At 64.0% G+C, this 14463-nt stretch carries 13 protein-coding genes; 8 read left to right on the plus strand and 5 right to left on the minus strand.

Annotated elements, in window-relative coordinates; genetic code table 11:
• Positions 1-51: 51 nt before the first annotated feature.
• The 3 genes from DC363_RS16125 to DC363_RS16135 form a co-directional block, all read right to left on the minus strand.
• Positions 52-381 carry an SH3 domain-containing protein gene (locus DC363_RS16125; RefSeq protein WP_108642192.1) on the minus strand — a complete coding sequence of 110 codons (330 nt, stop codon included), beginning with the start codon at positions 379-381 and terminating at the stop codon, positions 52-54.
• Positions 382-602: 221 nt separating this feature from the next.
• Positions 603-1124: a hypothetical protein gene (locus tag DC363_RS16130; protein WP_108642193.1), complete on the minus strand. Its 522-nt coding sequence runs from the start codon at positions 1122-1124 to the stop codon at positions 603-605.
• 96 nt (positions 1125-1220) lie between these two features.
• Positions 1221-2879 (minus strand): NAD+ synthase, encoded by a 1659-nt coding sequence (locus DC363_RS16135; RefSeq protein ID WP_108642194.1) that lies wholly within the window; start codon positions 2877-2879, stop codon positions 1221-1223.
• 140 nt (positions 2880-3019) lie between these two features.
• Between DC363_RS16135 and DC363_RS16140 the strand changes: the two genes are divergently transcribed.
• Entirely contained in the window at positions 3020-4534 is a 1515-nt protein-coding gene (locus tag DC363_RS16140) for an MORN repeat-containing protein (RefSeq protein WP_108642195.1), read from the plus strand.
• On the opposite strand, the gene DC363_RS16145 is transcribed toward DC363_RS16140, so the two are convergent.
• Positions 4531-5001: a CreA family protein gene (locus DC363_RS16145; protein ID WP_108642196.1), complete on the minus strand. Its 471-nt coding sequence runs from the start codon at positions 4999-5001 to the stop codon at positions 4531-4533. The genes DC363_RS16140 and DC363_RS16145 overlap by 4 nt on opposite strands.
• Before the next feature lie 172 nt (positions 5002-5173).
• On the opposite strand from DC363_RS16145, the gene DC363_RS16150 reads away from it, so the two are divergent.
• The gene (locus tag DC363_RS16150; protein WP_108642197.1) at positions 5174-5929 is read left to right on the plus strand and encodes a GGDEF domain-containing protein; all 756 of its coding nucleotides are present in this window, start codon (positions 5174-5176) and stop codon (positions 5927-5929) included.
• Positions 5930-6079: 150 nt separating this feature from the next.
• The gene (locus DC363_RS16155; RefSeq protein WP_108642226.1) at positions 6080-7096 is read left to right on the plus strand and encodes a PRC-barrel domain-containing protein; all 1017 of its coding nucleotides are present in this window, start codon (positions 6080-6082) and stop codon (positions 7094-7096) included.
• Positions 7097-7154: 58 nt separating this feature from the next.
• Here the strand turns inward: DC363_RS16155 and DC363_RS16160 are convergent, their stop codons facing one another.
• Positions 7155-7814: an SDR family NAD(P)-dependent oxidoreductase gene (locus tag DC363_RS16160; protein ID WP_108642198.1), complete on the minus strand. Its 660-nt coding sequence runs from the start codon at positions 7812-7814 to the stop codon at positions 7155-7157.
• Between the two features lie 311 nt (positions 7815-8125).
• Here DC363_RS16160 and DC363_RS16165 point away from each other — a divergent pair, with 311 nt between their 5' ends.
• The 5 genes from DC363_RS16165 to mrdA all read left to right on the plus strand — a co-directional run bounded on the left by DC363_RS16165 (position 8126) and on the right by mrdA (position 14462).
• Positions 8126-9685: a 2-isopropylmalate synthase gene (locus DC363_RS16165; RefSeq protein ID WP_108642199.1), complete on the plus strand. Its 1560-nt coding sequence runs from the start codon at positions 8126-8128 to the stop codon at positions 9683-9685.
• A 191-nt stretch (positions 9686-9876) separates the two neighbouring features.
• A complete protein-coding gene (locus tag DC363_RS16170) occupies positions 9877-10914 on the plus strand; it encodes a rod shape-determining protein (protein ID WP_108642200.1) in 1038 nt (345 codons plus the stop codon).
• A 17-nt stretch (positions 10915-10931) separates the two neighbouring features.
• Positions 10932-11882 (plus strand): rod shape-determining protein MreC, encoded by a 951-nt coding sequence (mreC, locus tag DC363_RS16175; protein WP_108642201.1) that lies wholly within the window; start codon positions 10932-10934, stop codon positions 11880-11882.
• Complete coding sequence (locus DC363_RS16180) at positions 11875-12501, plus strand: hypothetical protein (protein ID WP_108642202.1); 627 nt, start codon at positions 11875-11877, stop codon at positions 12499-12501. Before mreC ends, DC363_RS16180 begins: the two co-directional genes overlap by 8 nt.
• A complete protein-coding gene (mrdA, locus tag DC363_RS16185; protein ID WP_108642203.1) occupies positions 12498-14462 on the plus strand; it encodes a penicillin-binding protein 2 in 1965 nt (654 codons plus the stop codon). The genes DC363_RS16180 and mrdA overlap by 4 nt, the downstream gene beginning before the upstream one ends.
• The last annotated feature ends 1 nt before the right edge of the window (position 14463 follow it).

Raw genomic sequence — 14463 nt, forward strand, 5'->3', positions numbered from 1 at the left:
CGGAATTTCAGCGCGTGTCGTGATGTCGCCGGGGAAAGGGGCGATTTCGTCTCAAATTCGATCCATGCAACAAGGCCCCTTTTCGGTGCCGTCGGCGTTCAGGGCGGCCACGGCCTGTGCATCCTCACCCACGGTGAGGTAGTCGCCGGACACCCAACCGGTGTTGTCATCGGCCGTCACCTTGCACCATGTCAGGTCTTCAAGGCAGCCTTCGATCGACACGCTGGCATTGGCGTCCAGAACCATCTGCGATTCCGTGAACTCGCTCGGGCCCGTGCGCAGGTTCAACGCGGTTGAGGTCGACCCCTCGGTCGCGGCAAAGGCGGGGGCGGCGATACCGCCGATAAGGGCACTCGTCAGGAACATTTTAGTCAGTTTCATGATCGTCTCCTTCTTGTCTGGTCGCAGGCAGATGCGTCTGCATCACTGCCCGACCGCTGGGGGACAAACGGGGTGCGGGGCCTTCCGTTCCCGCGTGTTTTTCCGTTTCGGCAGGAACCCGCCCGACGGCGCGCTGTCCATCGGCCAACCTCTGCCAAACAGAACAATCTTAATGTAACGAGCTGATTTCGGGTAACTTTCTGTCACCCGTCACGCCCACCCTAGAGTCGTGCCGCCAGTGCGGAATCCAGGTCGCTGACGGAGTCGTGCGCAGCAGGGGCGGAGAAGGCCACGGCGAGGTCTTCGGCCCGTTGCGCATAGCGGGCATAGGCGTTCATCCGGTCTGCCATGACATCGGCCCGCGCGCTCAGCCGCCAAGGCAGAATATGCAGCCTGCGCACCTGCCCCTTGCTTCGAACCTGCACCACAATCCAAGCGGTCACAGGGACCGGCCCGCAGTGGACCCGCTGCACCTCGGCCCCCGAGTACGAGGGCCAAGAAGTCGGACCGTGCCCCATCACACTGAAGCCCTGCGCCCCCGCTGCAAAGCTGGCGCGGGGCCACCAGATCACCCGCGCAACCGGTCCCAGAAGCATGAGACCGGTGAGGCCGGACACCACCGCCCCCCAAAGACTCCCGTTGCCGATGCTCCAAGACAGCACCGCACCGCACAGGCACAGCAGGCCGGCCACGGCATAGCGCCTGAGCATTCCGGTGTCTGGGAAAAGGGCAATCGGGTCCATGGCGCATCCTGACAGGGCGCGCCCAGACTGGCAGAGATCTATGACCAAATTATAACGGCACCGTGCGCAACCCGTGACGCCCCCCGCCGCGCGGCCCTATCCGTCGTCGCGGTAGCGGTTCACGATGGGGTAGCGCCGGTCAAGCCAGAAGGACTTCATCGACAGGCGCGGCCCGGGGGCGGACTGAAACCGTTTGTATTCGCTGATATAAAGCAGGTGTTCGACCCGCTTCACCGTCTCGCGATCATATCCTGCGGCGACGCATTCCGCGACGCTGGCCTCGCCGTCCACCAGCATCGTCAGGATCCCGTCGAGAACCTCGTATTCCGGCAGGCTGTCGCTGTCCTTCTGGTCGTCGCGCAACTCGGCCGAGGGGGGCTTGTCGATGATCGCGGTGGGGATCACCTCACCCTGGGGGGCCTTCATCCACGGGCGGTGATGGGCATTGCGCCAGCGGCAGATGTCGAACACCCGCGTTTTATAAAGGTCCTTGATCGGATTATAGCCCCCCGCCATGTCGCCATAAATCGTGGCATAGCCCACCGCGACCTCGGACTTGTTGCCCGTGGTCAGAAGCATCTCTCCGAACTTGTTGGACTGCGCCATGAGCAATAGCCCTCGGATGCGGCTCTGGATGTTCTCCTCGGTCAGCCCCTCTTCCAGCCCCGCGAACAAGGGGGCGAGCGTGTCGGTCACTGCGTCGCGCACCTTGCCAATAGGCACGATGTCATAGGTCACGCCCAACGCGGCGGCGGCGTCCTTGGCATCGGTGAGCGATGCTTCCGAGGTATATTCGGACGGCAGCATCACGCAGCGCACGTTCTCCGGCCCCAGCGCATCTGCGGCAATCGCCGCGACGATGGCCGAATCCACCCCGCCGGACAGGCCCAGCAGCGCCTTTTTGAACCCCGTCTTGCCCATGTAATCCCGCAGGGCGAGCGTCATGGCCGCATAATCGGTCTCGAGCGTGTCCGGCTCAAGCGCGCGCGCGCCCTCTTGCGCGACCCATCCGTCGCCCTCGTGGGTGAAATCGACGTGGACGACAGCCTCTTCGAACCATGGAAGCTGCACCGCCAGCGCCCCGCCCGGGTTGAGCACGAAGGAACCGCCGTCGAACACCTGATCGTCCTGCCCGCCGACCATGTTGAGATAGACCAGCGGCACCTCACACTCGACCACGCGCGAAATCATCGTGTTCAGGCGAAGCTGATGTTTGTCGCGGAAATAGGGCGAGCCATTGGGCACCAAAAGCAGCTCGGCCCCGCTTTCGACCATGGCTTCGGGCACGTCGGGATACCAGGCATCCTCACAAATCGGGGTGCCGATGCGCAGCGGGCCCGCGTCCCAGGGGCCCTGCATATCCGCGCGCTTGAACAGGCGCACTTCGTCGAAGACGTTGAAATTGGGCAGGAAAAACTTGCGGGTGATCGCGTGGATCTTGCCGCCCTTGAGGATGAAATAGGCGTTGTGCAACCGCGTCTCTTCCCGCAGCGGGCCGCCGATGGCCAGCATCGGCCCGTCGGCGCAGGCGGCGGCCAGCACCTCAAGCTCGGCCATGGCGTCCTGTTCGAACACCGGCTTGGTGACAAGGTCCTGCGTTTGATAGCCCACCAGAAACATCTCGGGCAGCATCACCAGATCGGCCCCGGCGTCGCGGCCCTGTTCCCACGCGATCCGCGCCTTTTCGGCATTGCCGGCGATGTCGCCCACGGTGGGGTTCAGCTGCGCCATCGTCAGACGGAATCGGGTGCTCATAGCGGTGCCTTTCATGCCTTTGCCCCCCATCTAAAGCCCAACGGTGGCAAGGGGAAGCCGAAGCGCGCAAAGCGCCGTTGCCCTACCCCCGCCTTCCCCGTATCGTGCCCCGAAACCTTACCAAGAAAGAGCCGCCCCTAATGATGCGCCTGACACCGCACCTGATCGCCGCCCTGATGCTCGCCACGCCCGCGCTGGCGCAATCGGTCCAGACCAAACAGTACGACGACGGCGGCATCTACGAAGGGCAGTTCCTGAACGGATTGCAGCACGGGCGCGGCATCTACACGCTGCCCAACGGCTACCGCTATGAAGGCGAATGGTTCGAGGGGGAAATCCGCGGTCAGGGCACGGCGCAGTTCCCCAACGGTTCGATCTATGAAGGCCAGTTCGCGGCGGGCAAGCCCGAAGGCTTCGGCGTGATCAACTTCGCGGACGGCGGCACCTACGAAGGCGACTGGACCGACGGCAAGATCACCGGACGCGGCATCGCGCGCTACGCCAACGGCGTGGTCTATGAAGGCGACTTCCGCAACGCGATGCACCACGGCCAAGGCACCATGCGCTCGCCCGGGGGCTATGTTTACGAAGGCCCGTGGGTCAATGGCGTCAAGGAAGGCGAAGGCAAAGTCACCTACCCCGATGGCGCGGTCTATGAGGGGACGCTTGCGGATGGCGAGCGTGAGGGCCTCGGCACCCTGACCATGCCTGACGGTCTGGTTTATGAAGGCACGTGGAAGGACGGCCAGATCGAGGGGCGCGGCCGGCTGATCCAGCCCAACGGCGACATCTACGAAGGCGATCTTGTCGCGGGCAAGCGTCAGGGCGCGGGCACCGTCACCTATGCCAATGGCGACGTTTATGAGGGCACCTTCGACAACGACCTGCGCCACGGCGAGGGCACGTTCACCGGCGCGGACGGCTATCGCTACGTGGGCGACTGGTCCGAAGGCATGATGCAGGGTGAGGGGGAAGTGACCTATCCCGATGGCTCGGTCTATGTGGGCACCTTCAAGGACGATCTGGCCCACGGCACCGGCAAGATCACCTATCCCGACGGCTCCACCTATGAAGGCGAGTGGGAGGCCGGCGTGATCAACGGCACCGGCGTCGCGACCTATGCCAACGGGCTGGTTTATGAAGGCGAGTTCAAGAACGCCAAGAACCACGGTCAGGGCATCATGCGCTATGCGGACGGCTACACCTATGAAGGCGCATGGGAAAACGGCCAGCGGGAAGGTTTCGGCGTCGCCACCTATGCCGATGGCACGGTTTATGAGGGGGAGTTCCGCAACGGCCAACGTCACGGCACCGGCAAGATCACCATGGCCGACGGCTTCACCTATGAAGGCGAATGGGACATGGGCGAGATTTCCGGCGTCGGCGTGGCGACCTACAGCAACGGAGATGTTTATTCGGGCATGTTCCGCTCAGGCCGGCGGCAGGGCGAAGGCACGATGACCTATGCGGATTCGGGACAGGTGGCCGAAGGCGAATGGCAAGACGGCGCGTTAGTGACGCGCGGCACCGCCACCCCCGGATCGGACACCGTCACCCCCGAGCCTGCCGACGCGCCAGAGGCCACCCCGACCCCCGGTGAGGGCGTGGAAACGGACGACGCAGCACCTGACGCAGACGCGGGCGCGGACAATTAATTCTGCACCGCCTGCGTGTCATAAAGCGGAATCGTTGAGATCGACATCTTGGCCGACCCTTGGCTGAGCTCGTTCGCGTGGCTCAGATAGATCAGCACCTGATTGTCCTCGTCCAGAATGCGCGTCAGCCGCAGGGATTTGAACACGATCGACCGCCCCTCTCGGAACACCGTTTCCCCGTCGTCCGAACGATCGATGTCGCCGATGACGATCGGTCCGGTCTGACGGCAATCAATCGAGGCGTTCGACGGGTCCTCGAACCAGTTGCCGTTTGACAGCCGGTCGATCAGGCTGCGCTCGAAATAGGCGATGTGACAGGTGACGCCCTGCACATCCGGATCGTCGATGGCCTCAACGATGATATCGTTCCCGACCCAGTCCACGCCGACGCGCCCCACTTCTTCCGCCGCGGCCGAGGTGACGAGGAGCGTAGCGCAAAGGGAGATGAGGGACTTGATCGGGGACATGGTGCGGCCTTTTGTGATGTGTGCCTGACCCAACGCACAAAGCCGCCGGCCCGTTCCCCGATCTGCATAGTAGTCGCACCAAACCACCGCCCGCCCCCCTCTGCCCCCGCGCTTACCACTTTTTCAGGTTTTTCTTGCAGAACACCCCGACGCAGCAGACGGGGGAACGGACGTGGAAAAACTTGTCGATGTGATCGCACCGACCAACCTGACCAATTTTCTGGTGAAATCCTTCATTCTGGTCTCTGTCTATACTGCGACCCATGTCACCGTGACCCAGGCCGTCGCCACCCGCGTGGACGACACGTTGCACACGCAGGTGCTTTTGACCTTCCTCATCGGCGCACCCTTCTCTTTGTTCGTGATGAGCATCATGTCCGTCCAGCGGCGGTTGAAATCCCGCCTGCGTCGTCTGGCGGAAACCGATGCGCTCACCGGTCTGCGCAACCGCGCGCAGTTCCTCAAAGTGGCGGCACTGCACCTTGGGGGCGACCAACCGGTGGCCGCCCTGATGATCGATCTGGACCACTTCAAAGCGATCAATGACCGTTACGGCCATTACGTGGGCGACCTGACGTTACAGCAGGTGGCCCGACATCTGCAGACATCGGTTCGGGCCAGCGACATTGTCGGGCGTCTGGGCGGAGAAGAGTTCGCAGTCGTGCTGCCGAATACAATGGTTGAGACCGCACAGCACGTGGCCAAACGGATTTGCCGCCCGGTCCGCGTGCAGATCACGGACGCGGACGGCAAGCCGCAGGGCGCGCTTGAAGTCACCATGTCCGTGGGCGGCGTGATGAACCTGCCCGGAAAATCCCTTATCGACCTTCTGAAACAGGCCGACGACGCCATGTATCAGGCAAAGCATTCGGGCCGGGCACGGGTCGTCTTCTACGACTCGACCAGCCCCACCCAGCTCGCAGGCTAGACCGGCAGCGCAGGCGCGATCCGACTCCCGCGTATCGCGGATTTGTTCCCGCTTGCTGCAAAAATATCCGCCGGAACCAATCCGCCTTTTCGGTGTTTTCACAGTGAAGCAGGGCACAACAGCCTTGCCAAACGAATGAAGGAGAATGCCGTGAAGAACCTACTGACAAGCACCGCTACAGTGATTGCTCTGACCGCGTCTGCCGCTTACGCAGAGAGCCACACAGCCGCCTTTTCTGAAATGACCTTCGATGAGGCGATGAACCTCAACGCGTCCGAGCTGATTGGCAAGCGCGTCTATGCCTCCGAAGCCGATATCGAGAACAACTCCATGATCGCCGAAGACGGTGAAAAGGAATGGGACGACATCGGCGAGATCAACGAAATCGTGCTGACCCGTGACGGTCAGGTCCAGAACGTCGTTGTTGGCGTCGGTGGCTTCCTTGGCATGGGCGAAAAGGACGTCGCCATCGCGATGGACCAGCTTCGTTTCGTCATGGAAGAGGGTGAAGACGACCCGGATGACTATTTCCTCGTCGTGAACGCCAGCGCCGCCGGTGTTGAGGATGCGCCCGAGTATCGCTCCAACCGTATGGACGATGACATGGACGACATGGACGACGAGATGGACGACGCCGCACAAGAGGCCGAGACCGAGATGAATGAGCTCGAGGTCCAGACCGAGTCGGAAATGAACGAAGCCGAGGCCGAGATCGAAACCGAGATGAACGAGGCTGAAGCCGAAGTCGAAACGGAGATGAACGAGGCCGAAGCCGAGCTGGAAACCGTTGAAGCGGAAACCGAGCAGGAACTGGCCGAAGCGGACGCCGAAATGGAACGTCTGGCCCTGACCCGTCCGGCTGTTGAGCGTGAAGGCTATGCCGACGTGGCCTACGACGACCTGACGACCGAAGACCTGACAGGGGCCAACGTCTATGGCGCCAATGATGAAGACATCGGCGAGGTCTCCGAGCTGATCCTCTCCGAAGACGGCAAGATCGAACAGGCCGTTTTGGACATCGGTGGCTTCCTGGGCCTGGGTGAGCACTCTGTCGCCGTCCCCATGGACGAGCTGCAGATCATCCGCGACGAAGCCGGTATGGACCTGCGCGTCTATATCGAAAGCTCGCAGGAAGCGCTGGAAGCACAGCCTGAATACGAAGGCTAAATCCTTCCGCTTTCAAACCAACGGCCGGAGCATCGCTCCGGCCGTTTTCGTATGCGCTTCACCAGTCCACGCGCATTCCGGCATAGTCGAAGAACTGCCCGGATTGCGACGGCTCCAAACGCAACAGGACGTCGCACAGATTGCGCGCGGCGACTTGTGCTGTCACCTTCCGATAGCTGCCATAATCGGCGGTGAACCCTGTCTGGACCGTGCCCGGGTGCAGGCTGACCACCACCGCGTCGCGCGCCTTGCGCCCGATCTCGATCGCCGCGCCGCGCACGATCTGGTTCAGGGCCGCTTTCGAGGCTCGGTAGGAATGCCAACCGCCGATCCGGTTGTCCCCGATCGACCCCACGCGCGCCGACAACACGCCCACATGGGCCCGCCCCTCACGCGGCAACAAACGCGCCACCTCTGCCAGAACCAAGGCCGGCCCCACCGCGTTCACCGCATAGACATCGAGCATCCTCTGCGGCTCCAACGCCGCCAGCGACTTCTCCGGTGTGGCACCCACGGCCAGCGTGCCGACCGCGATCAACACCACCTCGAACGGGCCGCTCAGCCGCCCCAGCACCCGCTCGACCGAAGCCTTGTCGGTCACTTCCAGCCCATCCGCGCTGCGCGACAGCCCGGTGACCGCGAACCCGCGCCCCTGCAACTCCGCCACCAGCGCGGCTCCGATCCCGCCCGAAGCGCCAATCACCAATGCGTTCTTCATGCCCCAACACTAACCTATCCCGCGGCCCGCGCTACTTCTTTGGTTCAAAAATACCTCGGGGGGGGGCCGGGCCTCTGGCCCGGGCCGGGGGCCGCGCCCCCTGCCATGCCGCGGCCCCCGCTGCAAAAATTTCCCGCGCTGCCCCCTTTTCAATCGTCCCCGCATCCGTATAGTCGCCCCCATGACGCGTATCGCCCATACCCCGGCCCTCCTTGGCCTCCTCCTTAGCCGCCTCTGAGCGTGCCGGTTGGCGCGACCGCTCAGGGGGATTTTCGCGCCGACACTTTTAGGAAAAACAAGGACTTAAAAACATGACCGATCATGTATTGATCTTCGACACGACGCTGCGCGACGGCGAGCAATCCCCCGGCGCGACCATGACCCACGCGGAAAAGCTGGAAATCGCCGAAATGCTCGACGACATGGGCGTGGACATCATCGAAGCGGGCTTTCCCATCGCTTCCGAAGGCGACTTCAACGCCGTGGCCGAGATCGCCAAACGGGCAAAATCCGCGCAGATCTGCGGGCTGAGCCGCGCCAACTTCAAGGACATCGACCGCTGTTGGGAGGCCGTGAAACACGCGGGCAACCCGCGCATCCACACCTTCATCGGCACCTCGCCCCTGCACCGGGCGATCCCCAACCTCGACATGGACCAGATGGCCGAACGCATCCACGACTGCGTGACCCACGCCCGCAACCTGTGCGACAATGTGCAATGGTCCAGCATGGATGCCACCCGCACCGAATGGGATTTCCTCAAGCGCACGGTGGACATCGCCATCAAAGCCGGCGCGACCACGATCAATATCCCCGACACCGTGGGCTACACCGAACCGGGCGAAAGCGCCGATCTGATCCGCCGCCTGCTGGAAGAGGTCGAGAACGCCGAGACGGTAATTTTCTCGACCCATTGTCACAACGATCTGGGCATGGCGACGGCCAACAGCCTCGCCGCTGTGAACGGCGGCGCGCGGCAGATCGAATGCACGATCAACGGGCTGGGCGAGCGGGCGGGCAACACCGCGCTGGAAGAGGTCGTGATGGCCCTGCGCGTGCGCAACGACGTCATGCCCTATGACACGAAGATCGACACCACGAAGATCATGAATATCTCGCGCCGTGTCGCCACCGTCTCGGGCTTTCCGGTGCAGTTCAACAAGGCCATCGTCGGCAAGAACGCCTTCGCCCACGAGTCCGGCATCCATCAGGACGGCATGTTGAAAAACCGCGAGACCTTCGAGGTGATGAAACCCGAGGATGTGGGCCTGACCGGAACCTCCCTGCCGCTGGGCAAGCACTCGGGCCGGGCTGCGCTGCGCGACAAGCTGGGCAAACTGGGCTTCGAGATGGGCGACAATGAGCTCAAGGACATTTTCGTCCGGTTCAAGGATCTGGCCGACCGCAAGAAAGAGGTGTTCGACGAAGACCTGATCGCGCTGGTACACCAGAACAGCAGCGACGACGATCACCTCAAGCTGAAAGACCTCACCGTGATCTGCGGCATGTCCGGCCCGCAAAAGGCCACGATGGTGCTGGAAGTGGGCGGCACCGACCAGACCATTCAGGCCACCGGCGATGGCCCCGTGGACGCGACCTTCAACGCGGTCAAGGAACTCTACCCCCACGCCGCGCGCCTGCAACTCTATCAGGTCCACGCCGTGACCGAGGGCACCGACGCTCAGGCGACGGTGTCTGTCCGGATGGAGGAAGAAGGCCGCATCGCCACGGGTCAATCCGCCGACACCGACACTGTCGTCGCTTCGGCGCGGGCCTATATCAACGCGCTCAACCGGTTGATCCTGCGTCGCCAACGCACTGGCCCGGGCGCGGATGCCAGGGAAATCCGCTATACGGATGCGGGCGAATAGCGGGTCTTGGCGCAGCGTTTGCCCCACCCGTTCCAGCCGCGGCGCCCGTCGCCGCGGCCCCCCGCGCGGCGGAATAACGCCATCGGACCGGCTGCCCCCCTTTCGCGCAGGGCGTCATCGCCATATAAGCCGCCAATGTCCGCGCCCATGGGGGAGTCGCGGGCCCAATTTCGATGGGAACGGCTTTTACGATGTTTGGCTTAGGCAATCTATTTTCGTCCGATATGGCGATCGACCTCGGGACCGCGAACACGCTGGTTTATGTCAAGGGCAAAGGCGTGGTTCTGTCCGAGCCTTCGGTCGTCGCCTATCATACGAAGGACGGACAAAAAAAGGTTCTCGCCGTTGGTGAGGATGCCAAGCTGATGCTGGGCCGGACCCCCGGTAGTATTGAGGCGATCCGCCCCATGCGCGAAGGCGTCATCGCCGATTTCGACACCGCGGAAGAGATGATCAAGCATTTCATCCGCAAGGTGCATCGCCGGTCGACTTTCTCGAAGCCGAAAATCATCGTCTGTGTGCCCCATGGGGCCACGCCAGTGGAAAAACGGGCGATTCGCCAGTCGGTGCTGTCTGCGGGCGCCCGGCGGGCCGGTTTGATCGCCGAACCGATCGCCGCAGCCATCGGCGCGGGCATGCCGATCACCGATCCTACGGGCAACATGGTCGTCGACATCGGCGGCGGCACGACCGAGGTTGCGGTCCTCTCGCTGGGGGATATCGTTTACGCGCGTTCGGTCCGCGTGGGCGGCGACCGCATGGATGAGGCGATCATCTCCTATTTGCGACGCCAGCATAACCTGTTGATCGGCGACGCCACCGCCGAGCGGATCAAGACCTCGATCGGGACCGCGCGGATGCCCGACGACGGGCGCGGCCAGTCAATGCACATTCGCGGCCGCGATCTGCTCAACGGAGTCCCGAAAGAGACCGAGATCAGTCAAGCGCAGGTGGCCGAGGCGCTGGCCGAACCGGTGCAGCAGATCTGCGAAGCGGTGATGACCGCGCTGGAAGCCACACCGCCCGATCTGGCCGCCGACATCGTCGACCGCGGCGTGATGCTGACCGGTGGCGGCGCGCTGCTGGGTGAGCTGGATCTGGCCCTGCGCGAGCAGACAGGCCTTGCCATTTCGGTGGCGGACGAGAGCCTGAACTGCGTGGCGCTCGGCACCGGCAAAGCGCTGGAATATGAAAGCCAACTGCGGCACGTTATCGACTACGATAGCTAGAGTTTGCGGGGACGACCGTGGCCCGGGACCGACAAACAGGCGAGGATTACGTAAGCCCCGTCCGGCGCTTGCTGGTCGGCGTGCTGGTGCTGTTCCTGCTGGGGACCTTCGTGATCTGGCGCATCGACAATCCGCGGGTGGAACGGTTCCGCATGATGGTCATCGACCGGGTCGTGCCCAGTTTCGACTGGGCCATGGCCCCGGTGACCGGCATCGCCAACCTGCTGGCGGATTTCCAATCTTATCAACGCCTTGCGCAACAGAACGTGGATCTGCGGCGGGAATTGCAGGACATGAAAAGCTGGCGCGAGGCGGCGATCCAGCTGGATCAGGAAAACGCCCGTCTGCGGGATCTGATCAACGTGCAGATGGACCCGCAACTGACCCGGATCACCGGCGTGGTGATGGCCGACTCCGGCTCTCCGTTCCGGCAGACCGTGCTGCTCAACGTGGGCGCGCGCGACGGCATCCTTGACGGCTGGCCGGCGATGGACGGGATCGGGCTGGTGGGGCGGATCTCCGGCGTCGGGCAGGAAACCTCGCGCGTGATCCTTGTGACCGACACCTCAAGCCAGATCGCGGTGTCGATCCAGCCCTCGGGGCAGCGGGCGATCCTGACCGGCGACAACACGATCAACCCGCTGCTAGAATTCATCGAGGACCCCGACCTTGTGAAGCCCGGCGACCGGGTGGTGACCTCGGGCGATGGCGGCGTGTTTCCGGCGGACCTGCTGGTGGGACAACTGGCGCGGGGCACCGACGGCCGGTTCCGCGCGCGCCTCTCGGCCGATCTGGAACGGCTCGAGTTCCTGCGCGTCCTGCGCTCGCAACCCACCGCGCGGATCGAGGATGCGGGCACGCTTCTGGCCCCGATGATCCCGCCGCAGCCCCCCGCCCCCGAGGGCGAGACGCCCGAGACCTCCGACGCGCCGGATGGCACCGAGACGGCGGACAGCACCGATGGCTGAGACTTCGGTCACCCGCCGCCGCATCATCGGCCGCATCACATATCTTGCGCTGGCGTTGCTCATCCTTTTCGTGCAGCTGATCCCGCTCGACACGGTGCCGCCCGGCCTTGGGGGCACCTCTTTGCTGCCAATCACCCAGCCCCGCGCCCTTGCGGGAACCGAGACCGAGGTGCTGTTCGATCCGGCCCGCTGGATCGGCCCCGACGTGCTGCTGCTGCTGACGCTGGCCTGGGTCGTGCGGCGACCCTCTTTCGTTTCGGCGCTGGCCGTCGCGGCGGTCTATCTTCTGGCGGACATGCTGTTGCAACGGCCCCCCGGCCTCTGGTCCGGGCTGGTGCTGATCCTGACCGAGACCCTGCGCCGCCGTGCGCGCAGCCTTTGGACGCTGCCGTTCATGCTGGAATGGGCGACCGTCGCGGGCGGCGTGATCGCCATTTCGGCGGTTTATCGCCTTGTCCTGTCCTTGGCGGTGGTGCCGCAGCCCCCTCTGGGGCTGACTTTGCTGCACCTGATGATTACATTGGCGCTCTATCCGGCGGCGGTGTTCCTGTCTTATGCCCTGTTTGGCGTAAGCCGCCCCGCCCCGGGCGAAGTTGACGCATTGGGGCACAGATTATGAAGCGCGGGCCACGGGAAACGGCAGACAGCAGTCGCCGCCTGACACGGCGGTCGATCCTGCTGGGCACGGCGCAGCTTGGCATCGTCGGGGTGCTGGGCGCGCGGATGAGCTCGATGCAGGTCGATCAGGCCGACACCTACCGGATGCTGGCCGAGGAAAACCGCATCAACATCGGGCTGATACCCCCCGCGCGCGGGATCATCTACGACATCAACGGCGTCGTGCTGGCGGACAATGAGCAGCATTATTCCATCGTCATGACGCGCGAGGGCGCGGGCGACGTGGATGAGGTTCTGGCACGGCTGGGCCGCTTGATCTCCCTTGACCCCGAAAAGCTCGAAAAGGCGCGCGAAGAACTCAAGGTGCGCTCGGCCTTCGTGCCGGTGACCGTCGCCGAACGCATCTCGTGGGAGGATCTCGCCCGCGTCACCGTGAACGCCCCCGCCCTGCCCGGCGTCGTGGCCGAACACGGGCGCAGCCGCCACTACCCGCAAGGGGCCGATCTGGCCCATGTGGTCGGCTACGTCGGCCCGGTCAGCGATTATGACCTCAGCCGGATCGACGATCAGGACCCGCTGTTGCAGATTCCCCGGTTCCAGATCGGTAAGACGATGGTGGAAAACCAGCTTGAGCAGGAACTGCGCGGATCGGCGGGCACCAAACGGGTCGAGGTGAACGCCGCCGGCCGGGTGATGCGCGAACTGGACCGCGTGGAAGGCATCCCCGGCGCCGATGTGCAACTGACCATCGACGCGCGGCTACAGAACTACATGCATGCGCGGCTTGACGGGGAATCGGCGGCCGCCATCGTCATCGACGTGACCAATGGCGACATCAAGGGCCTTGCCTCAACCCCCGCTTTCGATCCCAACGTCTTCGTGCAGGGCATCTCGACCAGCCTCTGGAATGAGCTGAACGAGCGTGACATCGACAGCCAGCTGCACCGCAGACCACTGGCGGCCAAGGCGGTGCAGGGCACCTACCCGCCCGGCTCGACCTTCAAGATGGTCACCGCCCTTGCCGCGCTTGAGGATGGCGTGATTCAGGCGGACGATACGGTGCGCTGCGTCGGGCATATCGACGTGTTCGACGTCCGGTTCCACTGCTGGAAACGGGCCGGACACGGCAACATGAACCTCAACGACAGCCTGAAGCATTCCTGCGACGTCTATTACTACGACATCGCCCAGCGCGTGGGCATCGACAAGATGGCCGCCATGGGCCGCAAGCTGGGACTGGGCGAGCGGCACGATTTGCCGCTGTCCGCGATCCGGTCGGGCATCATGCCCGACAAGGCGTGGAAACGCGCGGCCCGGGGGGAGGATTGGCGCATCGGCGATACGGTCAACGCCAGCATCGGTCAGGGCTATGTGGCGACCTCGCCGCTGCAACTGGCGGTGATGACCGCGCGGATCGCCACCGGACGTTCGGTCAAGCCGCGTCTGGTGCGCTCCATCGGCGGGGTCGAACAGCCCTCGGGCGCGGGCGAGAGCCTCGGGCTGAACGAAAACAACCTGCGCCGGGTGCGGCGCGCGATGTTCGACGTCTCCAACAACAATCGCGGCACCGCCTACCGGTCGCGCATCGCGGTCGAGGAATTCAAGATGGCGGGCAAGACCGGCACCAGTCAGGTGCGCCGCATCACCGCCGAGGAACGCCGCGCCGGGGTGACCCGCAACGCCGACCTGCCGTGGAACCGCCGGGATCACGCGCTCTTCGTGGCCTTCGCCCCGGCGGACAATCCGAAATATGCGGTCGCGGTGGTGGTGGAACATGGCGGCGGTGGGTCGACCGTTGCGGCCCCGATCGCCCGCGACGTGATGCTGCAGGCGCTCTATGACGGCACTCCCCCGCTTGAGGCCTATCCGTCGGCCGTGCGCGGCCGGATCGCGGAGCAGCAGAAACACATTGCAACCATGCTGCGCGACATCCGGCCCGGCCCGACCGTCGAAGAAGCCTGAC

It is taken from the genome of Thalassorhabdomicrobium marinisediminis (assembly GCF_003072065.1).
Lineage (GTDB): Bacteria > Pseudomonadota > Alphaproteobacteria > Rhodobacterales > Rhodobacteraceae > Octadecabacter > Octadecabacter marinisediminis.

What these genes read in the sequence shown, in the direction of transcription:
- DC363_RS16125 (WP_108642192.1), bottom strand. Translation starts at nt 381, where the DNA reads ATGAAACTGACTAAAATGTTCCTGACGAGTGCCCTTATCGGCGGTATC.
- DC363_RS16130 (WP_108642193.1), bottom strand. Translation starts at nt 1,124, where the DNA reads ATGGACCCGATTGCCCTTTTCCCAGACACCGGAATGCTCAGGCGCTAT.
- DC363_RS16135 (WP_108642194.1), bottom strand. Translation starts at nt 2,879, where the DNA reads ATGAGCACCCGATTCCGTCTGACGATGGCGCAGCTGAACCCCACCGTG.
- DC363_RS16140 (WP_108642195.1), top strand. Translation starts at nt 3,020, where the DNA reads ATGATGCGCCTGACACCGCACCTGATCGCCGCCCTGATGCTCGCCACG.
- DC363_RS16145 (WP_108642196.1), bottom strand. Translation starts at nt 5,001, where the DNA reads ATGTCCCCGATCAAGTCCCTCATCTCCCTTTGCGCTACGCTCCTCGTC.
- DC363_RS16160 (WP_108642198.1), bottom strand. Translation starts at nt 7,814, where the DNA reads ATGAAGAACGCATTGGTGATTGGCGCTTCGGGCGGGATCGGAGCCGCG.
- DC363_RS16165 (WP_108642199.1), top strand. Translation starts at nt 8,126, where the DNA reads ATGACCGATCATGTATTGATCTTCGACACGACGCTGCGCGACGGCGAG.
- DC363_RS16170 (WP_108642200.1), top strand. Translation starts at nt 9,877, where the DNA reads ATGTTTGGCTTAGGCAATCTATTTTCGTCCGATATGGCGATCGACCTC.
- DC363_RS16180 (WP_108642202.1), top strand. Translation starts at nt 11,875, where the DNA reads ATGGCTGAGACTTCGGTCACCCGCCGCCGCATCATCGGCCGCATCACA.
- mrdA (WP_108642203.1), top strand. Translation starts at nt 12,498, where the DNA reads ATGAAGCGCGGGCCACGGGAAACGGCAGACAGCAGTCGCCGCCTGACA.